Annotated in this window: 21 protein-coding genes; 5 read left to right on the top strand and 16 right to left on the bottom strand. The window is 63.2% G+C overall.

All coding sequences use genetic code 11. The annotated features are described in order from the left end of the window. Positions 1–63: 63 nt before the first annotated feature. Positions 64–1,788, top strand: coding sequence for a Na/Pi cotransporter family protein (locus AC0L24_RS01400; protein WP_127811085.1), 1,725 nt, complete (start codon positions 64–66; stop codon positions 1,786–1,788). A gap of 81 nt (positions 1,789–1,869) precedes the next feature. On the opposite strand, the gene AC0L24_RS01395 is transcribed toward AC0L24_RS01400, so the two are convergent. The 3 genes from AC0L24_RS01395 to AC0L24_RS01385 are packed head-to-tail and all read right to left on the bottom strand — an operon-like array spanning position 1,870 to position 5,661. Continuing rightward, positions 1,870–2,298: a GNAT family N-acetyltransferase gene (locus AC0L24_RS01395; protein ID WP_127811086.1), complete on the bottom strand. Its 429-nt coding sequence runs from the start codon at positions 2,296–2,298 to the stop codon at positions 1,870–1,872. Continuing rightward, positions 2,282–3,685, bottom strand: coding sequence for a sigma-54-dependent transcriptional regulator (locus AC0L24_RS01390; protein ID WP_127811087.1), 1,404 nt, complete (start codon positions 3,683–3,685; stop codon positions 2,282–2,284). Before AC0L24_RS01390 ends, AC0L24_RS01395 begins: the two co-directional genes overlap by 17 nt. Next, positions 3,682–5,661, bottom strand: a complete 1,980-nt coding sequence (locus AC0L24_RS01385) for a sensor histidine kinase (protein WP_473563469.1) — start codon at positions 5,659–5,661, stop codon at positions 3,682–3,684. Before AC0L24_RS01385 ends, AC0L24_RS01390 begins: the two co-directional genes overlap by 4 nt. 167 nt (positions 5,662–5,828) lie before the next feature. Between AC0L24_RS01385 and AC0L24_RS01380 the strand changes: the two genes are divergently transcribed. Continuing rightward, the gene (locus AC0L24_RS01380) at positions 5,829–7,157 is read left to right on the top strand and encodes a dicarboxylate/amino acid:cation symporter (protein ID WP_127327056.1); all 1,329 of its coding nucleotides are present in this window, start codon (positions 5,829–5,831) and stop codon (positions 7,155–7,157) included. A gap of 69 nt (positions 7,158–7,226) precedes the next feature. On the opposite strand, the gene AC0L24_RS01375 is transcribed toward AC0L24_RS01380, so the two are convergent. The 12 genes from AC0L24_RS01375 to AC0L24_RS01320 form a co-directional block, all read right to left on the bottom strand. Beyond that, positions 7,227–8,255: an ROK family protein gene (locus tag AC0L24_RS01375; RefSeq protein WP_127811089.1), complete on the bottom strand. Its 1,029-nt coding sequence runs from the start codon at positions 8,253–8,255 to the stop codon at positions 7,227–7,229. Further along, entirely contained in the window at positions 8,252–8,974 is a 723-nt protein-coding gene (locus AC0L24_RS01370; protein WP_292335774.1) for a ribulose-phosphate 3-epimerase, read from the bottom strand. Before AC0L24_RS01370 ends, AC0L24_RS01375 begins: the two co-directional genes overlap by 4 nt. Continuing rightward, positions 8,971–9,804, bottom strand: a complete 834-nt coding sequence (locus AC0L24_RS01365) for an alpha/beta fold hydrolase (protein WP_127811091.1) — start codon at positions 9,802–9,804, stop codon at positions 8,971–8,973. The genes AC0L24_RS01370 and AC0L24_RS01365 overlap by 4 nt, the downstream gene beginning before the upstream one ends. Beyond that, positions 9,804–10,622 (bottom strand): sugar phosphate isomerase/epimerase family protein, encoded by an 819-nt coding sequence (locus tag AC0L24_RS01360; RefSeq protein ID WP_473563347.1) that lies wholly within the window; start codon positions 10,620–10,622, stop codon positions 9,804–9,806. The genes AC0L24_RS01365 and AC0L24_RS01360 overlap by 1 nt, the downstream gene beginning before the upstream one ends. After that, complete coding sequence (locus tag AC0L24_RS01355; protein ID WP_473563345.1) at positions 10,622–11,698, bottom strand: Gfo/Idh/MocA family protein; 1,077 nt, start codon at positions 11,696–11,698, stop codon at positions 10,622–10,624. The genes AC0L24_RS01360 and AC0L24_RS01355 overlap by 1 nt, the downstream gene beginning before the upstream one ends. An 11-nt stretch (positions 11,699–11,709) precedes the next feature. After that, positions 11,710–12,531, bottom strand: coding sequence for a sugar phosphate isomerase/epimerase family protein (locus tag AC0L24_RS01350; protein WP_473563344.1), 822 nt, complete (start codon positions 12,529–12,531; stop codon positions 11,710–11,712). 63 nt (positions 12,532–12,594) lie between these two features. Further along, positions 12,595–13,437, bottom strand: a complete 843-nt coding sequence (locus AC0L24_RS01345) for a carbohydrate ABC transporter permease (RefSeq protein WP_473563342.1) — start codon at positions 13,435–13,437, stop codon at positions 12,595–12,597. Positions 13,438–13,442: 5 nt separating this feature from the next. After that, positions 13,443–14,339 (bottom strand): carbohydrate ABC transporter permease, encoded by an 897-nt coding sequence (locus tag AC0L24_RS01340; RefSeq protein WP_473563341.1) that lies wholly within the window; start codon positions 14,337–14,339, stop codon positions 13,443–13,445. A gap of 137 nt (positions 14,340–14,476) precedes the next feature. Further along, entirely contained in the window at positions 14,477–15,724 is a 1,248-nt protein-coding gene (locus tag AC0L24_RS01335) for an ABC transporter substrate-binding protein (RefSeq protein ID WP_127266568.1), read from the bottom strand. Positions 15,725–15,832: 108 nt separating this feature from the next. Then, positions 15,833–16,978, bottom strand: coding sequence for an ABC transporter ATP-binding protein (locus AC0L24_RS01330; protein ID WP_473563339.1), 1,146 nt, complete (start codon positions 16,976–16,978; stop codon positions 15,833–15,835). Between the two features lie 88 nt (positions 16,979–17,066). Then, positions 17,067–18,017, bottom strand: coding sequence for a PfkB family carbohydrate kinase (locus AC0L24_RS01325; protein ID WP_473563338.1), 951 nt, complete (start codon positions 18,015–18,017; stop codon positions 17,067–17,069). Between the two features lie 3 nt (positions 18,018–18,020). Continuing rightward, entirely contained in the window at positions 18,021–18,821 is an 801-nt protein-coding gene (locus tag AC0L24_RS01320; RefSeq protein WP_127255183.1) for a beta/alpha barrel domain-containing protein, read from the bottom strand. Between the two features lie 162 nt (positions 18,822–18,983). Between AC0L24_RS01320 and AC0L24_RS01315 the strand changes: the two genes are divergently transcribed. The 3 genes from AC0L24_RS01315 to AC0L24_RS01305 all read left to right on the top strand — a co-directional run bounded on the left by AC0L24_RS01315 (position 18,984) and on the right by AC0L24_RS01305 (position 22,106). Beyond that, positions 18,984–19,745 (top strand): DeoR/GlpR family DNA-binding transcription regulator, encoded by a 762-nt coding sequence (locus AC0L24_RS01315; RefSeq protein ID WP_473563337.1) that lies wholly within the window; start codon positions 18,984–18,986, stop codon positions 19,743–19,745. A 260-nt stretch (positions 19,746–20,005) separates the two neighbouring features. Continuing rightward, on the top strand, positions 20,006–21,154 hold the full coding sequence (locus tag AC0L24_RS01310; RefSeq protein WP_127811097.1) for a Gfo/Idh/MocA family protein: 1,149 nt from the start codon (positions 20,006–20,008) through the stop codon (positions 21,152–21,154). Positions 21,155–21,164: 10 nt separating this feature from the next. After that, positions 21,165–22,106 carry an alpha/beta hydrolase gene (locus AC0L24_RS01305; RefSeq protein WP_127811098.1) on the top strand — a complete coding sequence of 314 codons (942 nt, stop codon included), beginning with the start codon at positions 21,165–21,167 and terminating at the stop codon, positions 22,104–22,106. Positions 22,107–22,116: 10 nt separating this feature from the next. Here AC0L24_RS01305 and AC0L24_RS01300 read toward each other — a convergent pair whose 3' ends face one another. Beyond that, on the bottom strand, positions 22,117–23,151 hold the full coding sequence (locus AC0L24_RS01300) for a LacI family DNA-binding transcriptional regulator (RefSeq protein WP_127811099.1): 1,035 nt from the start codon (positions 23,149–23,151) through the stop codon (positions 22,117–22,119). Between the last annotated feature and the right edge of the window lie 353 nt (positions 23,152–23,504).

Genomic DNA, 23,504 nt, shown 5'->3' with positions numbered 1-23,504 from the left:
GCCTTGCGCAGCAACTGAACTTCATACCGCGTCGTCGTGGCGACTTGTTGGGGACTGCCTGAAATGGACATAGATATCTTCAAGGACATCCTCGTGCCGGTGATCGGCGGCTTGGGCATCTTCATGCTCGGTCTGGATTTCATGGCAAACGGCATCCAGGCGCTGTCGGTCAACCGGATGCGCGACTTTCTCGCCAAGGCAGCCGGTACGCCGGTCAAAGGCGTGCTGGCGGGAACGCTGATCACGGGCGTCATCCAGTCGTCGACGGCGATGAGCGTCATGGTCGTCGGGCTGGTCAATGCCGGTGTCATCGCCCTGCGGCCGGCGATCAGCGTGATCATGGGCGCCAACATCGGCACCACGCTCGGCAACGGGCTCATCGCCCTGCCGCTCGGTCCGCTCGGATTGATCCTGGCCGGCGTGTTCTCGCTGGTCTACTGCTTCGCCAAAAGCGAAAAGGTGAAGAACATAGCGCTCGCCTGCATGGGTTTCGCTCTGATCTTCTACGGCCTCAATTTGATGACCGGCGGCCTGCGTCCGCTTCGCAACCTGCCGGAAGTCATGGCGCTGCTGCAGACGCTGACGGCCGACTCCTACCTCAACCTTTTCAAATGCGTGTTCATCGCCGCCGGCGTGACCGCGATGATCCACTCGTCCTCGGCGACGATCGGCATCGTCATGGGCCTTGGCGCGGCGGGCATTCTCGACTGGACAACCGCCGTCGCCTTCTCGCTCGGCGCCGATCTCGGCACCACGATCACATCCTGGATGGCTTCCCTCAACCTTTCGAAGAACGCCAAGCGGACCGCCTATGCGCACATCTCGTTCAACATCATCGGGGTGTGCATCACCATCCCTCTGTTCTTCGTCTCCATCCAGGTGCTGGAATGGGCCATGCAGTTCTTCGGCGGCGATCCGGCCGTTCCGGTGATTGTCGACGGCAAGGAGACCTTCCCCTTGGTGCCGGTCGCGGTCGGCCTCTACTCGACCTTCTTCAACGTCTTCAACACAGTGCTGCTGTTCCCGTTCATCGGCGTGTTCGAGCGGGTGCTATCGCGTGTCGGCCACACGGATGCCGACGACGCGGAGGATTTCTCGACGCCGAAATTCCTCGACCGCAAACTGGCCAGCGATTTTGCCAAGGCCATTCCTGCCGTGCAGCAAGAGACGGCCCGCCATCTGGAGGCCGGCGCCATGTTCCTCGACATCGCACGCTCTTCCAAGAAGGCGCCGTCGGATCCGGGCGAGCACTATCTGGCGACCGACATCCTCAGCCGCGATATCCGCGCCTACACCGCCGCGCTGATGAAGGAGGATCTGCCTTACGAACAGCTCGATCTGATCGCCAGCCTGATCGAGGAAGCCGACTTCACGGCCGCCCTGACGGAATCGATGCATCAGGTGGCGCGCCGCGTCAGGCGCGAGAAGTTCAGCAACCCGGCGCAAGCCATCGTCGACGTCGCGCTGAACAAGCTCGATATCTCACTGCGCGAGATCTTGCCGACTTATGGCATCTCCCATCCGCAGATGCCGGCCGGCCATGTAAATCTGCCCGGGGTCGAGGAACTGCGTGCCCGCACGCTGGCGCTCGGACCGAATGCCGGTGCCGCCGAACGCGGCACGATCCTGGCCCTGCTCGGGTCGATCGAGCGTGCGGAAATCCTGATCCATCGCATCGATGCCGAGCGCAGATCCGTAAACCGCCAAAGCGTGCTTGCCCGTGCGTCGGCACGCAAGGAAACCAGAGCAAGCCCGATGGGAGACCCAGGCCTGGTTCCGGCCGAGTAGCGGTCCGCCGGACCATAACCACCTTCGTTCGGATTGCGGGTCAGGCAGGAAGACAGTCCATCCCGGTTCCGCCGGGACGGATCAGGCCAACGCCAGCCTCTTCTGTAAAAAGATGCGGCTGCGGCCGATAGGGAAATCGGCGAGCGTTCCAAAGGGTTCGTAACCCTGACGCTGGTAGACCTTGGCGGCATTCGGATTGAAGGTGTCGATCCAGGCATTCCGGCAACCGCGTGCCATGGCTTCCTGTTCGGCCGCATCCAGCATCTTGCCGGCCATGTGCTGGCCGCGCAGCCGCTCATCGACCCAGAGCCATTGCACGTAGAGCCAGCCCCAGGCGGTGTAACCGGAAATGCCGGCGACGACCGCGCCATCCTCGTCGCGCACAAACACGGCAAGCGCCTTCCTTTCGGATGCGCCGACATCGCCGTCGTTGAACGCCGTCAGCCGTTCACCGAGAAAGGCGAGTTCTTCCGGCAAGGGATTTGCCGTCGTTTCAAGCGTCGTGTTCATCGCTTTTCCGAGATGGTTGCGTGTCGGCGTCGCCGCCATTGCGAAACTCTGATGCGGCAATGCCGTAGCGCTTGAGCTTGTCATAAAAGGTCTTGCGCGGTACGCCGAGCGCATCGATGGCGCTGCGCACCTCGCCACCATGGTCGCGCAGCGCGTCGCGGATGAGCTGTGCTTCGTATTGGCCGACCCGTTCGGGCAATGCTGCCGTAGGCTCCGGCGAATGCGCGGAGACCGCCCTCCTCCCATCTTCCGGACCGAGGCCGAGCGCAACACGGTCGGCAAAATGGGCAAGCTCGCGGACATTGCCTGGCCAGTCATGCGACTGGAGATGATCGCTGACCGCAGCGTTCACCTTGGCGACGGGCCGGCCGAACCGTTCTGCCGCCTTGCCGAGGAAATGCCCAAACAGCATCGGGATATCGCCGCGACGCTCGCGCAGCGGCGGGATGCGCAGCGTCACCACGTTAAGGCGAAAATACAGATCCTCGCGAAAATCACCGCGCTGGTCCGACCGCCCCAGATCGACCTTGGTCGCGGCGACGACCCTGAGATCGATGCGCCTGATGTCGTTCGAGCCAAGTGGAGTGAGGCTGCGCGTTTCGAGCACGCGCAGCAGCTTGACCTGGAGCGCCGGCGGCATGGATTCGATCTCGTCGAGAAACAGCGTGCCGCCGCTGGAATGCTCGATGCTGCCGATCCGCCGCCGCTGCGCGCCGGTGAACGCGCCCGCCTCATGGCCAAACAACTCGCTCTCGATGACCGTCTCCGGCAGCGCACCGCAATTCAGTGCCACGAAGGGTTTTGCGCGCCGTCGCCCCCATCTGTGCAGGAGGTCCGCCACCACTTCCTTGCCGGTTCCCGTTTCTCCCTCGACCAGCACATCGACGTTCATGTCGGCAATCTGGCGCAAGGTCTCGCGCAGCCGCTTGATGGCAGGAGCCTCGCCGATCAGCGGCAGGCCGTCAGTGGCGAGGGCCGCGGCTTCGCGCAGCCGCCGGTTCTCCATCACCAGCCGTCGCTTCTCACTCGCCCGTTTCAGCGCCTCGACAAGGCGGTCGCCGGCATAGGGTTTCGAGATGAAATCGTAGACACCGTCCTTGAGCGCGGCCACTGCGAGATCGACGTCGCCATGGCCGGTGACCAGGATCACGGGTATGTCCGGGTCGATCGCCTTGATGCGATCGAACAGCTGCAGCCCGTTCATGCCCGGCATGCGGATGTCGCTGACCACCACGCCTTCAAAGGTCCTGTCGACAACGGCAAGCGCTGCCTCGGCGGCGTCGCGCGCGACCACAGCGAAGCCGGCAAGCTCGAGCAATTGCGTTGTGGCGTGCAGCAGGTCCGCATCGTCGTCGACGAGCGCCACCAGCCCTGATCCCTCAATCATTCAATTCGCCTCAAATCGATGGTGAAGGATGCGCCGATGCCATTGCCGGGATCGAGCCGCAGCGTGCCGCCCAATTCCTGGGCGATCTCCTGCGAGATCACCAGCCCGAGACCAAGCCCCTTCTCCTTGGTGGTCTGGAACGGCATGAACAGATTGCCGGCTGCTTCCGGGCCGAGACCTGGGCCGTTGTCGCGCACCGAAATCAGCACCCTGTCGTCGTGCTCGGCAAGTTGGATCTCGATGCGGGGATCGGACTGGTCCTTCATCGCGTCGAGCGCATTCTGCAAAAGGTTGACCAGGATCTGCTCCAGCCGGATGCGGCTGGCCAGGACCACCGGCGAGGCATTACCGCGCGGCTTGACGATGGTCACGCCGGAATCACGGATGCGGCCCGACAGCAGCGACAGCGCGCCGTCAATTGCCTCGCGCACCGGCAGCGGCGAAGCGGCAACCCCGGGTCGACGGGCGAAAGTGCGCAAGGTGCCGGTGATCGCGCCGATGCGTTCGGTCATCGACACGATCGACGTCAGATTGCCGCTGGCCGGTTCGGTTTTGCCGGCTTCGAGAAAGCGGCCCGCATTCTCAGCATAGGTGCGGATAGCGGCGACCGGCTGGTTGATCTCGTGCGCCACGCCGGCGGCGATTTGGCCGAGGATGGAAAGCCGGTTGGCCTGGGCGAGGTCGTCGCGCAGCCGGCGCACCTTGGCTTCAGCATTCTCGCGCTCGGCGATTTCACCGGCAAGTGCGGTGTTGGAGCGGGTCAGCTCGGCCGTTCGCGTGCTGACTCGGCTCTCCAGTTCGGCATTCATCCGCGCCAGCGCCTCCTGCCTCAGCCTGCGCGTTCGCCGGCGCCGGGTCAGCACGTAGGCAAGCAGCCCCATCAGCAGCAGACCGAGCAGCGTGGTGAGCCGCGCCGTGTTGGCGGCCGATGAAAGAGCAGCGTCGGCGGGAGTGAGCAGCCAGAGACGCCAGCCAGGAACAGCAGCGGGCAAATCCTGTACCACCTCGACGAACTGGCGCGGTTTTCCCGCTTTGTCGATCGTCGCCAGGCCGTCACCAGCACCGCGCCGGATCGGCAGCGGCTCGAAGCCTGCATCGGCCAATTGGAGCTGCTCGTGGGCTGCGGCGGTGTCCTCGGCCGACAGCGGCGCCAGCGCACGGAACCGCCAGTCGGGCTGGCTGGTAGCCAGCACCACGCCGCGTTCATCAGTGATGAACACAAGGAAACCGCTGGAACGCCAACTGGCTTCGACGCCGTCGAGTTCGACCTTCAGCACCGCAACGCCAAGCGGCTTGCCGCCATCGTCGACGCGGCTGGCAAGGTACAGCCCCGGTCTGCCGCTGATTGTGCCGAGGCCATATTGGCTGGCAGCACCCTTGCTCATCGCTTCCTGGAAATAGTGCCGAAAATTGTAATCGATGCCGACAAAGCTCGCCGGTTCGTCGGCATTGCTGGCTGATATGGCGATGCCTGCCGTATCGATGATGTAGACGGCGGATGCCGAGGCATCGCCGGCAATCGACTTGAGCTTGTCGTTGAGGGCCTTTTCTTTCATTTTTCCGGCCCGGCGCAGAGCGCCGCGCACCGCATCGTCTCTGGCCAACACCAGTGGAACCAGGCGCTGCTTTTCGATTTCGCCGGTCAGGGTTCCCGCCGCCAGCGGCAGTGCGGCGAGTGCCGTCTCGCGCAGATTATCGGCCGCCTGGCCGGAGGCGATGCGCCCGGCAATGGCGATCGCGCCTGCCAGGAAGGCAAGAGCGACGACCACGGCAACCCAGCGGCCATCGCGCAGCCGCGCTACCGCCTCGCGCAGCAATTCAAGGCCGGCAAATCCGGGGGATCCGCTATTGGTGCCTGCTTGCGGCGTTTGCCCTCTCCCCTTTGCTCGCGGCCTTTTCCCCTTTGCTCGCGGCCTTTCGGCCAGTGTAATGCGAAAATCCGCCCAGGCAAACACTGCCTGTGCGAAAATCCGCACAGGCTTTGCCCGCATGACGTCAGACAAAGGCGGAAATCCCGTGGTTCCGGCCTTTCCGCGAACTGGCACAGCGCTTGCAAAACTCCCTGGCAGCGGCGTGCGACCGGAGCGCCGCGATGGGAGAAGTCACGCAGGGCGCTCCGCCCCATCCGGCCAGGGAGAGTTCGATGCACATCGCAGACCAATCAGGCGCGCTTGCCGCGCAGCGCAAGCCTTTCTATGCCCAACTCTACGTGCAGGTGCTCGTCGCGATCACCGTCGGCATCCTGCTCGGCCATTTCTATCCGTCGGTCGGCGAGAGCATGAAGCCGCTCGGCGACGCCTTTATCAAGCTGGTCAAGATGATCATCGCCCCGGTCATTTTCCTGACCGTGACTACGGGCATTGCCGGCATGAGCGACCTGCAGAAGGTCGGACGTGTCGCCGGCAAGGCGATGCTCTATTTTCTCACCTTTTCGACGCTGGCTCTGATCATCGGCCTTGTCGTCGCCAATGTCGTGCAGCCGGGCGCCGGCTTCAACATCGACCCGGCGACGCTCGACGCCTCGACCATCAGCAATTACGCCGCCAAGGCGCACGACCAGTCGGTCACCGGCTTCCTGATGAACATCATCCCGTCGACCATCGTCGGCGCCTTCGCCGACGGCGACATCCTGCAGGTGCTGTTCTTCTCGGTGCTGTTCGGCATCGCGCTGGCGTTGGTCGGCGACAAGGGCACGCCCGTGCTCAATTTCCTGCAGGCGCTGACGACGCCGATCTTCAAGCTGGTCAGCGTGCTGATGAAGGCGGCCCCCATCGGTGCCTTCGGCGCGATGGCCTTCACCATCGGCAAATACGGCATCGGCGCGGTGATCAATCTCGCTATGCTGGTCGGCACCTTCTACGTGACGTCGTTCCTGTTCGTGTTCGTCGTGCTTGGCGCGGTCTGCCGCTACAACGGGTTCTCCATCCTGTCGCTGATCCGCTATATCAAGGAAGAGCTGCTTTTGGTGCTGGGCACCTCCTCATCGGAAGCCGCCCTGCCCTCGCTGATGGAAAAGATGGAGAAGGCCGGCGCCAAGCGCTCGGTCGTCGGCCTGGTCATCCCAACCGGCTATTCCTTCAACCTCGACGGCACCAACATCTACATGACGCTGGCGGCGCTGTTCATCGCACAGGCGACCAACATCCACCTGTCTATGGGTGACCAGATCCTGCTGCTGCTGGTGGCCATGCTTTCCTCCAAGGGTGCCGCCGGCATCACCGGGGCAGGCTTCATCACCCTTGCGGCGACGCTTTCGGTGGTTCCGGCGGTGCCGGTCGCCGGCATGGCGCTGATCCTCGGCGTCGACCGCTTCATGTCGGAGTGCCGAGCGTTGACCAACTTCGTCGGCAATGCTGTCGCCACGCTGGTGGTGGCGCGCTGGGAAGGCGAACTCGACGAGGCCAAGCTGGCCAGAGCGCTGGCGGGCACGGCCGACGATAGCCTGCCGGCGGACGTTGTTCCCGCCGAGTAATGACGCGCGGTCAATGCGTAAAAGGCCGGAGGCGTGCTGCCTCTGGCCTTTGTCATGCAGGTCGCAACGTCAGACCGTGCCGGTCTTGCTCAGCGGCGTGTCCGGAAACGTGCTTGGGCCGACAGGCATGCGGGCTGCCAAAGTGCCCCCCTCGTCGAACAGCACAAGGCTGGCGGCGCCGACGAGCCCGGCATGGCGGCCGAGCTGGGCCTGAACGACCGGCACGTCGCGATAGGCGCGCATAGCCCGTTGCCTGATGGTCGCCTCGATGGTCGGCAGCATCAGATCGAGCCCATTGGCGATGCCACCGCCGACGACCAGCACATCGGGCGAATAGAGATGCAGGAGATTGGTGAAGCCAATGCCCAGCCAGCGCGCTTCCTCCTCCAGCAAGGCCGAGGCAAGAGCGTCCTGCAGCCGTGCCGCCTCGACGACATGGCGGCCGGTCACCTCCGCGTCCGCTGACAAGCGTCGCAAGGTAGAGCCGTCTCCGGCTGCCGTGGCGGCGCTGGCGCGGCGGCCAAGTGCCGTTCCCGACGCGATGGCCTCGAAGCAGCCAACGACACCGCATACGCAGCGCTCGCCTTCATTGGTGATGGTCATGTGACCGATCTCGGCTGCAAGGCCACGGCGGCCATGCAGGATGCGCCCGTCGACGACGACACCACCGCCGATGCCGGTCGAAACCGTGACAAAGACCAGCGAGCGAGCGCCATGGCCGGCGCCGAAGCGCCATTCGCCGAGCGCCGCGGCATTGGCGTCGTTCTCCAGCCGCACCGGCAGGCCGAGCCGCCGTTCCAGGATGTCGGCAAGCGGCACGTCCAGCCAGCCGGCGAGCGTCGGCGGGCCGACGGCGATGCCGGCCAGCGGATCGAGCGGCCCCGGTGCACCGACGCCGACGCCGACGATCGAAAGTGCCGGGGCCTCGGCATGGACTGTCGCCGCCAACGCCTCGATCTGGCCGATCACCACATCGGGACCGGCCTGCGCCTGCGTCGGCACCGCCGCGAATGCCAGGATCTTGCCGTCGCGGTCGACCAGGGCGGCGCGAAGCTCCGTCCCGCCAAGATCGATCGCAAGGGCGGCTTCTGATGTCATGCCGTGACCTTCAAGCCGTGCAGCCAGCCGATGCGGCCGGCGAGGTCCTTGTCACCGAAGGCGAGCGAACCGAGAACCACGGTTTCGGCCCCGGCGGCACGCAGCAACGGCACGGTCTCGTGGCGGATGCCGCCATCGGCCGCCAGAACCACTTGCGCCTCGCGGCCGGCCTCTCTCAGGATGGCGCGGGCAGCGCCCAGCCTGTCGCAGGCCTTGTCCGACAGGCTCTGTCCCTTGACGCCGATTGCGGTTCCAAGAAGCGTCACGAAGGCGACTTCCGGGACGAAGGCCGTCACTGCTTCCACAGGCGTCTCCAGCCTGAGTACGACGCCGGCCTCGGCGCCGAGCTCCCGCGCCAGCCGCACGGCGCGCAATCCGGCTTCGCCATTCTCGGCATGGACGCTGATCATGTCGGCGCCGGCTTCGATGAACTGGCGCGTCTGCGCCTCGACGATTGCTTCATCGACCATCAGGTGGACATGGATGGGTTTCGCCGTCAGCCCCGCAATGCGGGCGACGAGATCGGGGAAGAACAGGAAGGACGGTGCGAAATGACCGTCCGCCACATCGATATGATGAAGATCGACATAGGGCTCGATGCGCTTCAAGTCGTTTTCGAAATTGGCGAGATTGGCCGACCAGAGCGAGAATTCGGCGATCATCCGGTCGCGCGGCAATGCGGCGATGGCGGCCGGGCCTGAGAGAGGTTTCGAGGTCATGACTGGTCCTGGTTGTTGAAATTCATGTCGAGAAAGTCCGCGATGGCGGCGCGAATTTCGGCGAAATGGCACTCCTTGTCGGTGGCCTTCGGCATCACCTCGGCAAAGGTCGCATTGGGGATGGCGTCGGCGAGGCTGCGGGCGGCGGCCAGCGGATGGACGAGATCGATGCCGCTGCCGATGACGAGCGTAGGGAACGCAAGGCCAGCGGCGGCTGCCCGCGTCACGCCAGGTCCATCCTCTGCGATCGCCTGCATCACCTCGGCGAAGACGGGCGCGTTTTCGCGCGCGAAGAAGCCGAGCAGGGAAGCAAGATTGTCCGGCGCTTCGGTGTGAAAGCGGGCGGCCGTCGCGGACGCCGCGAAGATATCTCGCGCCTCCGATAAAGGACGGCTGAGGATGAGCTCCGCCACTTCCACGTAAGGGCGCATGTTTTGCGGCGCCGCATCGAAAGCCCAGGCAGGGCGCACAAGCACGAGACCGGCGACCCGGTCCGGGTGCCGGGCGGCAAGCTGCAAGGCAATGGCCGCACCCATCGAGATGCCGCCGGCGACGAAACGGTCGAGGCCGGCCGCATCCGCGGCGGCCAGCACATCATCGGCGAACATCGCGATCGAAAACGGGCGCTTGCTACCGGCGCCGGAACCGCCCTGCGCTCGGCATTCGACGGTCAGCCGACGGTATGAAGGACCATCGGGAAAGTTCTGCGCGACCTGCGCTGCGTCACCGCCGAGGCCATGCTGGAAGACGACGGGAAGCCTGCCCTGCCCCGTGTCGAAGACACGAAGCGCTGCATCGTCGCGAAGCAGGATCGTCGGGGCGGCGCCCATCAGAGGAGCCTTCGCAGAAAGGCGGCGACATCGGGGGCTTCGTCGGCGGACAGGCCGTGGGTGACAAGCGGTCCGTCGAAGCCCGCTGCCTTCAGCCGCGCGCCGAAATCCGGGAAATCGACGATGCCATGCCCTGATGTGGCAAAGCGGCCGTCACCATGACGGTCCTTGGCGTGCGCCATGGCGATGTGGCCGGCGGCCTCGTCGATCGCGGCGGCAACGATGGCACGCGCCTCGTCGGGCGTGGCGTGTTCGAACAGGTTTGCCGGATCGAGCACGATCTTCAGATGCTTCGATCCCATCTCGGCGATCAGCCGGGTCGCATCCCTGGCCGAGGTGACGATGTTGGCCTGCTCAGGCTCGATGCCGAGATCGACACCGGCACCTTCGGCCAGCGCCAGCGCCTTCGCCATCTCGGCGGCCATGTCGGACCAGGCGGCCGGATCGGCATTGTCGGGATGATAGGCCCACTGATCGGCGGCGTTGCGCGAGCCGGTGCAGAGCGTGACCAGCGGGATGCCGAGAGCAGCAGCAGCCTCGATGACAACGGCGAGACGCCTGAGGCCGTCGTCGCGCACGGCTTTGTCGGGATGCGCCATGTTGTAGGTGCCCGACAGTGCCACGAGTGAAACGCCGTTCGACTGCGCGGCGGCACGGACGGAGGCGATGGCGTCTGCCGGCACAGCATCCGGCATCGACGGCAGGCCGGCACAGGCCAGATTGAACTGCGTCGTCTCGTATCCCGACTGCTTCACCGCAGCCAGCACGGCGGCCGGATCGGTGCCGGCAAAGGTCTTGGCGAAAATGCCGAGACGCATCACACCGCCCCCGACACCGAGGCGAGTTCGACACGCTCGCCTGATACCACCGAACGCGCGATAGCGACCATGGCGCGGATCGAGGCGATGCCGTCCTCGACATTGGCGCCACGCATCGGCGTGCCGTTCAGCACCGTGTCGGCAAGACCTTCCAACTGGCGGCGGAAGAAATGGCCATCGGCGCCGAGCGGCTTGTGGGCCGTGGCGGTCTTCTCGTGAAATATCTCCACCTCGCTGGCGCGGAAGTACCAAGGGTTGAATGTCCTGGCGATAACGGAGCCGTTCTCGCCATAGAGCTGAAAACCTTCGTGCCAGTCCAAGCGCACGGCAACCGTCAGGTCGAGATGGCCGAGCGCGCCGCTGGCGAACTCGGTTTCGACGAACCAGCAATAGGCGCCGAATTTCTCATTGAGGCGGGCGCGCACGGCGACGATGTCGCCGCACAGGAAACGCGCCGTGTCGACGAGATGCGAGCCATGGGCCAGCATGAAGTATTGCCTGAGATCGGCCTTGGGATTTCCGGCTGGCTTCCTGGCTAGCCTGCTGGTGACGGGCAGCGGCTGCACGGCATCGGTGTTGGTGTAGCGATGGGTGGAATCGCAGTACCAGGCCTTCAGCGCCAGCACTTCGCCGATCTCGTCGCGAACGAAGTCGCGCGCGGTCTCCAGTGCCGGATCGAAGCGCTTCATGTGGCCGACCTGCAGGATCTTGCCCGAGCGCCTGACCGCTTCGGCCAGCGCCTCGCCCTCCTCGACCGAGGTGCCGATCGGCTTTTCACAGAGAACATGCTTGCCGGCGTTGAGCGCCCTGATCGACATCGGCACGTGATAGGCGTCCGACGTGGCGACGATCACCGCTTCCAGCTCAGGATCAGCGAGCATTGCCTCATAGTCGGAATACATCTTCTGCGGCTCATAGGTCGCGCCCATGCGGGCAAGCAGATCGGGTGCCGCATCGCAGATGGCGTAAAGGTCGGCATTGCCAGCTTTCACGCAGGATTCCAGATGCGCGAACTGCGCGATGGGGCCGCAGCCGAGCACGCCGACCCTGAGGCGTCTGTCCTGTTTCTTGATCATCGTCTCGTTCTTCAGGCGCCGTAGCTGCGCATAGTCTGGCGGTTGGTCTTGACCGCGCCGGCAGGATCGGCGGCGGCCGTTTCGGATTCTTCCTCCAGCACCAGCCAGCCGTTGAAGCGCGGTGCGGTGTTGGCGATCTCGATGACCGCCGGGGTGTCGCAGATGCCCTTGCCGAGCATGGCCCAGGTACCGTTGGCATCGACGTCCTTGAGGTGGATGTAGCGGATGCGATCACGGTAGGTGCGCAGCGTATCGGACATGTCCTTGTGGCCGCGCAGGATATGGCCGGTATCCGGCACCCAGCCGACCAGGTCGGGGTCGAGCAAGGCAAAGATCGTGTCGTAATCGGCGCGGTCGAATAGCAGCGTGTTGTGGTGCGAGCTTGGATGCACCGCAACCTGGACGCCGGCCTTGCGTCCGATCTCGCCGGCCTTGTTGTAGACCTCGGCCGCGATGGCGAACTTGTCCTCGCGCGGGCCGTCGGACACCGCCGTTGCAGAGCCCATCGACACCAGCGCATTCGGGAAGGTGGCGGCGAAATCGATCCAGCGCTTGGCGGTTTCGAGGTCGGCGCCGATCTCCTCCTTCAGCGTAAAACCACTGTTCGAGCCAAAGGCGAAGGAAACCAGCGTCAGCCCCGACGCCTTCAGCGCGGCGGCGAACTCCTCCGGCTTGTCGCCATAATGTCCGATCATGGTGTCGGTGATCTCGATGCCGGCATAGCCACCGTCAGAGATCGCCTTCAGCAGATCGTCGGGGCCGCCGGTGAACCGGTCTCCCAGCATTTCCCAGGTGAAGGTCTGGCAGCCGACTTTGAGGTCTTTCACGTTCATCCTTTCATTCCTTGATATCGCCTATTGCTTGATGCCACCCTGAGTCGCCGTGGGATGGACATCCTACTTGACCGAGCCCGCGGTCATGCCGGCGAGGAAGTACCTCTGGGCAACGAGGTAGATGAGCAAGAGCGGTAGCGAGCCGAGCACGCTCATCGCCATCATCTGGTTCCATTCGAAGGCATGCTGCCCCATCAACAGCTGGATGCCGATCGGGACGGTGCGCATGGACGTCGATTTCGTCAGCGTCAGCGCAAAGAGAAATTCGTTCCAGCACAACAGGAAGGTGTAGACCGACGTCGCCACGATACCAGGCAGTGAAATCGGGACAATCACCCGCCAAAGCGCTGTCCAACTGGAGCCGCCATCGACAGCCACGGCTTCATCGAGATCGCGGGGCAAGGTGTTCAGATATCCCGTCATCAGCAGGATCGCGTAGGGCAGCGTAAACACCAGGTAAGTCAGGATCAGTGCGACGTAGGTATCGAAGATGCCGTATGAGACGACAAGTCCGAAGAAGGGGATCAAAAGTGTGATCGGCGGAATCGTCTGCGTGCTGATGATGATTGTGTTCAGGATGCCCTTGCCGCGGAAGTTGAAGCGGCTGAACCCGTAGGCCGCCAGCAAGGCGATCAGCACCGTCAGCACGGTCACCGCTCCCGCCACGAAATAGCTGTTGAAGAAGAAGCGCAGCTTTACCGGGTCGCCAAGGATGGCTGCATACGCTTCCAGCGTAAGCGCCTTTGGCAGGATGGTTGGTGGCAAGGCAAAGATTTCGGTATTCGATTTGAACGAGCTGCTCAGCATCCAGTAGATCGGGAATGCCGCGAAAAAGAGCCCCGCTGCAAGCGCTACATGGAGCGCGACGGTGATCAGCCTGTCTTTCGGCGTATGCCTTTTCCTCATGGTGACTACCGAGCCTTTTGATAGCGAATATAGAACAGCGTCAGGCCGAGAGAGATCAACAAGATGACCACAGCGCTGGCTGAAGCCTGCGACAGGTTGTAGCTCGAAAACGCCAGCTTGTACGTGTAGGTGCTGAGGACCTCGGTCGAGTAGATCGGGCCACCGCCCGTCGTTATCCAGATTAACGGGAAGACCTGCATGGTCCAGATGAAGTCAAGCAGCGAGATGCTGATGATGATCGGCATCAGCTGCGGAATGGTGATGAAGATCAGCTTCTGGTAGGCTTTCGCCCCGTCGATATCGGCAGCCTCGTAGAAATCCTTGGGAATGCCCTGCAAACCCGCGAGCAGGCTGACCATGAAGAGCGGATAGCCCGCCCAGATGTTGGCAAAGGTGACCGCGTGCAGCGCGGTCTCAGGCGAGGAAAACCATTCGACCTTGGAACCGATGATGCCGATCTGCATGAGAATGCTATTCACGACACCGTTCGGCTCAAGCAGCAGGCGCCAGATCACGGCGATAATCACCGCGGTGAACAGCCAAGGCAGTATATAGAGCACGCGCAGGATATTGCGCAGCGTCGGATTGATGCGGTCGCTGTTCAGCATGAGCGCGAAGGCCATGCCGATGGTCATGTGGAAAATGACACTCATGCATGTGAAGTAGAGCGTGTGCCACAGCGAAGCCCAGAACACGGGGTCGTCGAAGATCGCCTGGTAGTGTCTCAGTCCGGCAAAGGATGGGTCACGACGCAGCACCGCGCTGTTCTGGAACGAGTAGCCAATCACCGTCACCATCGGCAGCAGCATCAGAAGCCCGATTATGAGCAGCGAGGGCGACAGATAGAGGTAGGGTGCGACCGCTCGTTTGAGCTTGTGGTGGGAGCGCTTTTGCCGGGTCATGTGCCAACCTTGGGATACGCCTTCAAGAGAAGGTAAGCTTCAAAAACAGGTCCACTCAAATTGCCGATCCGTTGTTGCCGGGTGGCCTGCCCGAAGTCAGGCCACCCGGTCGAAGTCAGCAAACGGGAACAGGCCGATCAGAATTTCGCCATCCAGCCCTTCTGAGCGGCGGCGGCTGCTTGTTCCGGAGACTGCTCGCCGGCGAGCATCTTCTGGGCCTGCACGTCGAACTGGGTCATCAGGTCTTCCGCCACCGGCAGGCCCGTGAACTCATTGGCGAGGTAACCGGTCTTGAAGATTTCAAAAGCCTTGCCGAAAGCCTTGTCCGAGGTCACGAAATCGGGCTTGGCGTTGACGTTGCCCGGGAAGGCGTTTGCGAGCGACACGAGCTTGGCGTTCACCTTTTCACTCATCACATACTGGACGAGTTTCCAGGCCTCTTCCTGATGTTTCGAGGCAGCAGAGATGCCGATGCCCCAGGAGGCATAGGGAAGGCCGCGCTTGCCGGTATAGTTTTCCACGACCGGGACCGGGATGAGGTCGAAGTTCAGCTTGGGATTGCGCTTGCGGATGAGGTTCACATGCGCGAGCGAGTCGATCATCATCCCGACGCGGTTGTTGACGAACTCCTCGACCTTTTCCTGCTCGGTCTTGGTGGCGATGCCGGGCGAGATGGTTCCGGCGTCGTTGAGAGATTTGACGAAGGTGAGCATATCCACCACCGGTTTGCCCTCAAGGTCCGGCTTGCCGTTCGCCATCATCGACTGACCCGAAGCCCAAACCCACGACATCATGTCGTTCTGGACGCCGGATGGCGTTTGCAGCGACAGGGGCAGCACCCAGCCATACTGGTTCTTGTCGGCGATCGTCATCTTCTTGGCGGCTTCGAGAAACTCCGCACGGGTCGACGGCAGCTTGGTCACGCCTGCCTGGGCGGCGAGGTCCAAATTCACGAAGACCGGATAGACGAAAGAAGCCACGGGAAACATCACCGCCTTGCCGTCCACCTTGACGATGTCCGCGACCTGGCTCTTGTCGAAACCGCTCGCATCCATCATCGGATTCATGTCGGCGAGTGCGCTCTGCGCATTCAGATTGTTCACCCAGGCACCGTCGAGACCGACGACGTCGCTGAGCGTTCCGGTTGCAGCACCAACCGAGATCTGGTCTCGCGTGGTCGCGTAGGGGCCGCTGACCAGCGTCACTTTGATTCCGGGATTTGCGGCCTCGAAGTCATCCATGATTGCCCTGAGCGAGCCGGCCGGCAATTCGGGCTCCCACCATTGGGTGAATTCCAGCGTCGTATCCGCCATGGCGCCGGTTGCGCCGAGCAACCATGCGGCCGCGGCTATTTTCAGCATCGCGGGTTTAATACGAAACGTCATTCTCTCCTCCTTCTTTATATTCGCCCGCACAATGCGGCCGATCGTCTGGTTATTCAGAAGTCTTCTTACGCAGGCGCCTCACCCTCACCCGCGGGTCTTCGCTGATACTCAGATTGCCAGATGCGTCTCCGGGTCGAAGTAATGGAGCTTGGTATCATCCAGGGCCAACCTGATTTCCGAGCCGGAACGGACTGTGCTGGTCGGTTCGAATTTCGCCACCGCATTCGACGCCAGGCCGAAATCCTGCACCGCGTCAGGGTCGCCGGAGTCCACCCGGACCGCGTCGATGTCGAGATGGACGATTTGTTCGGATCCAAGTTCTTCGATCGAGGTCACCTTTGCCGGTATCGTCTGATACTTGCGGCCGGATTCGAGGCTGCTGTCATAGAGATCCTCCGGTCGTATGCCGAACACGACCTTGCGCCCCGCATACGACTTCAAGCCCGGCCTGCGCACGAAGGCTGCATCCTGCAGCCGGATGGCCAGGGCGCCGGACATCAGTTCGTCGCCCGTCAGGGTCGCCTCGAAAAGGTTCATCGAAGGAGACCCGATGAAGCCGGCAACGAAGGCGTTCACCGGCGATTCATAGAGTCTCTTGGGTGTGTCGACCTGCTGCAGCACGCCGCCTTTCAACACCGCGACCCTGTCGCCCATCGTCATGGCTTCGGTTTGGTCGTGGGTCACATATATGGTCGTTACGCCGAGCTGCTTTTGCAGACTGGTGATTTCGGCGCGCATTTGAACACGCAGTTTCGCATCCAGATTGGAAAGCGGTTCGTCCATGAGAAAGGCTGCCGGCTCGCGCACCATGGCGCGGCCCATGGCAACCCTTTGACGCTGCCCGCCTGAAAGGTTCGCGGGTTTGCTGCCCAGCAGAGACGTCAGTTGAAGGGTTTTGGCGATCTCGTCCACGCGCTTTTTGCGCTCGGCCTTCGGCTTGCCTGCCAGCCGCATCGAAAAGCCGATGTTTTCGAACACCGTCATATGCGGGTAGAGGGCGTAGCTCTGGAAGACCATCGCGATGTCGCGGTCCTTGGGCGGCATGTCGACGACGTCGACACCGCCGATCCGAAGGCTGCCGCTGGTGACGTCCTCCAATCCCGCGATCATCCGCAACGCGGTGGATTTGCCACAGCCGGACGGCCCGACGAGAATCAAGAACTCACCGTCCTTAACCGACAGGTTCAATTGGTCGATTGCGTGAAAATTGTTCCCGTATGTCTTGCAGATATTCTCAAGAACGACTTCTGCCATATTCCTCCCTCCACAAGTCTAAGCCGCTGATTTTTATGATTTTCCTCGGCTTACGTTCACCTGCGAAATTTTTCCTCGGATAGCTAGGCTATGTTCCGGTATCGAGCCGCGCATATTTCAGTTCGGCTGCCGACGGCGCGTTTGTCGATGCCAGGAGTTGCTTGACCTGGTCGTGGGTCGGAAGCGCCTCGCGCCCGCCCCGCCCCGTTATCGAAAGGGCCGCCGCCGCGGCCGCGAATGCGACCCGGCCTGCGGTGTCGATCCCGCGCGTCAATGCAAGGGCATAGGCGCCATGAAAGCAGTCACCGGCGCCGGTCGAGTCGACGACGGCAACCCGGTGCGGAGGCAGGTGCCAGAGCCCTGTCTCGTCGCGTCCGCGATAGAAGACGCCCCTGCCGCCATCCGTCAGAACCACGGCGGACCGCGACGGCAACCACAATGCGTCGAGTATCTCGGCCGGCGACCGGCGGCCGGTGGCGGTCCGCGCAAAGCCGAGCGGAAGAATGAGATGGTCGCAGAGCCCGATCAGTCTCTCGGTGGCCGGGCCGTGGCTCCATTCGACATCGCCGAGGATCGCAAGGCCGAGATCGCGAGCCCGAGCCACGACATCCAGCGACCCGACCCCGTAACTGTCGACGATCAGGACGGTCGCGCGGCTGAGAACCTCGTCCGGAAAGTCCGGCGCGGTGCCCAGCATCGCTTCGTCGTCATACGCGATGAATCGCTCCCCATCCGAACCGACGGTGATCCGCGAGCGCACCGGGCGCGCGTGCGGGTGGCGCGGCGCGAACGCGGTTTCAACGCCGCTCGCAACGAGATCGCACAACACGGCGTCGTCGGCGGCACTGCCCAGCCATCCGACGAACCCGGCGGTTCCGCCGAGCCGCGCCACGGCGGCAAGTGCCGTCGCGACATTTCCCCCGAAAGCTCGGGCACTTTGCAGAACCTTCCCCTTGCCCGCCGACAACGGCTGATCGACATAGACGATGTCGTCGATCGCAATAGCTCCGAAGCCGAGGATTGAAGGGACGGCGGGCATGGTTCAGGCACCCGCCTTCGCCAGGGCGTCTTGCGCCGAAAGGCCGTCATGGATGACGCCCCGAAAGGCGATCGCTGCCTTTTCCGGATCGCCGTGCCCCCAGAGATTGCGGCCCACCACGGCACCGCGCGCGCCGGCACGGATGGCGTCCGCCGTCTGCTGAAGGGCGCCGAGCAGCGTGTCGGTCTTCGGACCGCCGGCGATCACAACCGGCACCGGGCAGGTCCGAACGGTCTCTCGGAACGACTCGAAATCGCCCGTGTAACCGATCTTGATCACATCGACGCCGGACTCGTAGCCGATGCGTGCCGCATAGGCGATCTCGTCGGGGGTGAAGACGATTTTTGCCCCGTCGGTGAAATCGCGAGGGTAGATATGCGCCACCACCGGCATGCCGTAACGGGCCGCCGCGTTCACCGAATCGGTCAGCCAGCGTATGTATTTGCCCTCGGTCGCGCCGCGCACCGGAATGGCCACGGCCAACGCATCGGCGCCAGCGCGCACCGCATCCTCAGGCGTTGCAATCAGTTCACTGATGCGATCGTCCGGGGTGAAGCAGCCGGCCTGGATCACCAGGCAAGCCTTGCCCGCGTATTGCGGCCACAGATGGCGCGCGGTGCCGGGCTGGATGCTGACGTAGTCGGGTTTGCCTACCATGACGCGTGCAAGGGCGCCCGGCAGATCGGCAAGACCTCCTTTGCGCACGTCGCCATAGCCGACAAAGTGGTCGACCGCGCCGCCAAAAAGATTCCCCGATGGATGTGAGAAGAGGCGCGCCAGGCGCACCTTGGTTCCGAGGCTCATGAGTTCAAAATTCTCCAATCGATTGATTTCAAAATCCTGCACCCAGTGTTTGCGAAAGAAAAGACAAATGCAATCTTTCGAAAGCTTTCGAATTCGCATATTTTTGGTAGAGTGAACCGAGGCCAGGGTGATTGCTTGGCGGATGGAGGCAAGGACAGGGCAATGTTGTCAGAGCAGAGACGCCAATCGATCCTGGGTGAAGTGCAACGCAGCGGACAGGTCCGCATCAAGGACCTGTCAGACAACTTTGGCGTATCGGAAGTCACGGTGCGCTCCGACCTCGAGATACTGGACCGTAAGGGACTGCTGACCAAGACCCGCGGAGGCGCGGTGACCCGGACCACGGATTCGACCACGGCCGCGTTCGCCCGGCGGATGCAAACGAACCTCGATGCAAAGAAACGCATCGCCCGGGCAGCGGTAGAACTGTTCGAGGACAACCAGTCGGTCATCTTCGACGGCGGCTCGACATTGATGCAGGTTGCCATGCTGTTACCGCCGCTCAGCAATGTCGTGGTCGCGGCCACGGCGATGAATATCGTGCAGCATCTGATGCATCGGCCCGGGCTCGACGTTCACATGATCGGCGGCCGGGTCTATCCAGACACGGTGAGCACACTGATCACCGATGCCGACACGGCTCTCGGCGGCTTGGTGGCGCATCAAGTCTTTGTTGGAGCGCATGCGATTGACTCGTCACTGGATGTGGTCGACGTGAACGAAGACATGGCGCGAACGAAGCGAAACCTCGTGCGCATGGCCCGGCGCGTTGTCCTCCTTGCGGATTCGAGCAAATGGGGCGTCAGCGGGACGTCCAAGGCCTTTTCGCTGTCGAGCGTCGATGTCGTGATCACCGACGATAGCCTGTCGGGTCCGATACGCAGCCAGCTTGATAGGACCGGGGCCAAGGTGATCTATGCCTGACCCAGTCGCGGTCCCTGGCCGCGGCGGAAATATCCGATGCGCGCATGAGCCACGGGATCCGCATAGGCGGCCGTTCTTTCGGTCATTTTCTCCTCCCAGGGCTGGCGGCCTCCCCGATATCGCACCAGCATTTTCGCATGTTGTATAAAAATTTTACGCGCGTCAATATTTAAAATGTTGTATAGCCTTTTGCGAATGCGATCCGTCTAACGGCTGGGCGGATCCGGCGGGCCATGAGCGCTTTGGGAGGCAGGATCGAAATGCACGGAACATCAAAGACCAAACTCGGGATCGGCGTCATCGGATGCGGCAACATCTCGATGACTTACCTGCGCAACGCCGGGCTTTTTGGCGGGATCGAATTGCGCGCCTGTGCCGATATTTCGGCCGACATGGCGGCGGTGCGGGCGAAGGAATATGGCATACGGGCACTCGGCGTCGATGCGTTGCTGGCCGACCCGGAGATCGATCTTGTCCTCAACCTGACTATTCCGGCGGCGCATTTCGATATTTCGTTTGCCGCGCTTTCGGCCGGCAAGCACGTCTTCACCGAAAAGCCGCTCGCCACCTCGGCCGCCGACGGACAACGCCTGGTCAACGAGGCGCGGTCGCGCGGCCTGCTGCTCGGCTCGGCGCCCGACACGTTCCTCGGTGCTGCCGGGCGCCGTGCGCGCCGGTTGATGAATGACGGCGCCATCGGCCGTCCGGTCACCGGCACCGCCTTCATGATGGGCCGCGGCATGGAGCACTGGCACCCCAACCCGCAATTCTACTACCAGCCAGGCGGTGGCCCCGTGTTCGACATGGGTCCGTACTATCTGACCATGCTGGTCAATCTGCTCGGCCCGGTCGAGCGCGTCATGGCAATGGCGACACGCGGCCAGGAAGAAAGGCTGATCACCGCCGAAGGGCCATTCAAGAACACCACATTCAAGGTCGGCACGCCGACCAATGTGCTGTCGCTGCTCGAGTTCCGCTCCGGCGCGACCGTCACCTTCGGCGCCTCGTGGGACGTCTTTCGCCACTCCAACCATCCGATCGAACTGCACGGCACGGAGGGCTCGCTGCGCCTGCCCGACCCCGACACGTTCGGCGGCACGGTGTCGCTGTCGGAACGCGGCACCGACTGGCAGGATTTCGCCAGCGAGGGCGATCTCTACGGCGCCCGCAACTGGCCTTATGCGGCACCCGATCGCGCCAATTACCGCATGCTCGGCGTCGCCGATCTGGTGCGCTCGCTTCAAACCGGCAACACCCCACGGGCCTCCGGCAGCCTCGCGCTGCATGTACTGGAGATCATGGAGGCTATCCTGCGCTCCGGTGAAACACAGGGATCAATCGCCATCGCGGGCGATGTCGTGCAGCCGGCCCTGCTGACCGAGGAAGAGGCGAGCAGCCTGCTGGCCTGAGGATATGACGATGACGCTCGATCCGGATGCGCTGCGCGTCCTCGAAATCGGTCGCGCGGCCGGCGGCGAGCCGTTCGAGACCGGCAGCGTGGTGGCGGCACGCGCCGCTTACAATGCCTCGTTCCCAACGCTGCAGGGCGAGCACGAGCCGGTTGCAACGACTTTGGAACAGCAAATCCAAGCGCCGAACGGGCCCATTGCGCTCCGCATCCATCGCGGCATTGGCGCACCGCAAAGCGGGGCGCCGACGCTGCTCTATCTGCATGGCGGCGGCTGGGTCGTCGGCAACCTCGATTCGCATGACGAGATCTGTCGCCTGATGGCCAATCTCGGCGGCGCCGTCATTGTCTGTCCCGATTATCGCCTGGCGCCAGAGCACAAATTTCCCGCCGGGCTCGAGGATTGCCTGGCAACACTGCGCTTCATAGCGGAGAATGCCGCAGGTCTCGGCATCGACATCAGACGCATCGGCGTTGCCGGCGACAGCGCCGGCGGCAATCTCGCCACGGTGCTGGCGCTGCTTGCCCGCGATGGGCTTGCGCCTCCGCTTGCGGCGCAACTCCTGATCTATCCCAACACCGACGCTCGGCAGGCATCGAATAGCTACCAGCGTTTCGGCGACGGCTTCGGGCTCACCGCAACCACCATGGCATGGTTCCGCGACCACTATGTGCGAACGCCCGAGGACATCATGGACTGGCGCGTCTCGCCCTTGCTGGCGCCTGACCTCGCCCGCGTTGCGCCGACCTTTGTAGCGCTTGCCGGCTGCGACATCCTCGCCGACGAAGGGGCAGCCTATGCGGCGCGCCTGCAAGCCGCGGGCGTTCCGCTCATCCTGCGGCAATGGCCGGGCCAGATCCACGGCTTCGTCTCAATGGGACGCCATATCCCCGCTGCCCGGCAAGCGGTGGCCGAGGCGGTGGCTGCCTGGCGCCAGTTCGAGAAAAGCTGACGCCGGTCGCTCAGGCTGACTGACGCATCACCAGGGTGGCGCCGAGCTTGACGGTGCGCGCCATGTCCTGCTTCGGCGGATCGGCCTCGTCCAGCAAGGCCAGCAGGATCTCGACACTGCGGCCGGCCATGGCGGCGAAATCCTGCGCCATGGTGGTCAGCGCCGGGCAGGTGTAGCGGCTCAGCGGATGATCGTCGTGTGCTGCAACCCGCAGATCGCAATCGGGCCTGCGGCCGACCTTCAGGCCGCGCGAGTACGCAGCCGCCATCACGCCAAAGGCGAGACGATCATTGGCGCACAGGATGGTGCGGCCGGGCAAGGCGCCGGCCTCCAGCATTTTTTCCGTCTGCTCGTAGCCGATGCGTTCGAAGTCCCAGGTGTAATCGCGGGTGCCTTCGATGACGACCGGCTTGAACCCGGCGGTCTCCATCGCGACGATGTAGCTTTCCTGGCGTTCGCCGGAGTTGTGGTTGACGTGTGGGATGTCGAGATAGACCGGCGGCTCACCCGAACGGCAGAGATAGTCGACGATGGTCGAGACGCTCTGCCGGTTGTCGTTGCCGACGAACGGCGTATCGCCCTCGATATAGGTGTCGAAATAGACAATCGGAATATCCTGCCCGAGCTTGTCGAAGACGCCGCGGTCGGAAGCCAGACCCAGTGGGGCGATGATCGCGCCGGCGACCTTCAGGGACAGCAGCGTCCTGACCGACTCCGCCTCCAGCTTCGGCGAACCATGCGAGGAGATGACGATCGGCCAGTAGCCTTCGTCGCGGCAGCGAAATTCGATGCGGCTGACCATCTCGGCGTAGAACGGATCGGTGATCGTCGGCACGACGATGCCGATGTTGCGGGTGCGCTTGCGGTTGAGATTTCGGGCGAAAAGGTTGGGCTGATAGTCCGAGGAGCGCAGGGCGGCTTCGATGCGCGCCCGCGTCGCCGGCTTCACGCTCGCCGGATCGTCGAAATATTTGGACAACGTCGGCCGGGACACCCCGCATGCCTGGGCGAAGTCATCCATCGTGCGGTGCGTCTTCTCCGCCATCGATATATTCCTGATCCCTGTCATGATCGGCCCGCCCCAGTCATGCGGCCGTTGACCGGATGCGACAATGCTGGATGGAACTTATTCAGTCAATTTTCACAGTTACCAATAGAACCCAAAAACATTGCATGCGTCAAATTATTCGTTAACGTTTCAAAATTGAGGCGGCTCGCCGCCGTTTTTTCCCGCCAAACGCTTTCGGATAGCGCTGTTTCATCGACTTGATCGTCAGTTCGACGATCGAGGGATGGGCTGCAGAAGCTTGCCGCTCGCTCTCGGCTCCGGGCCTGCTTGCCAAATGCCGCCATGCCGCCCATACAGCTGGGCAATTGCCCACCCCGTCCGCGCCTCAC

The sequence above is a fragment of the Mesorhizobium sp. WSM4809 genome (genome assembly GCF_055811655.1).
This window is presented reverse-complemented; position numbering and strand designations above follow the sequence as displayed.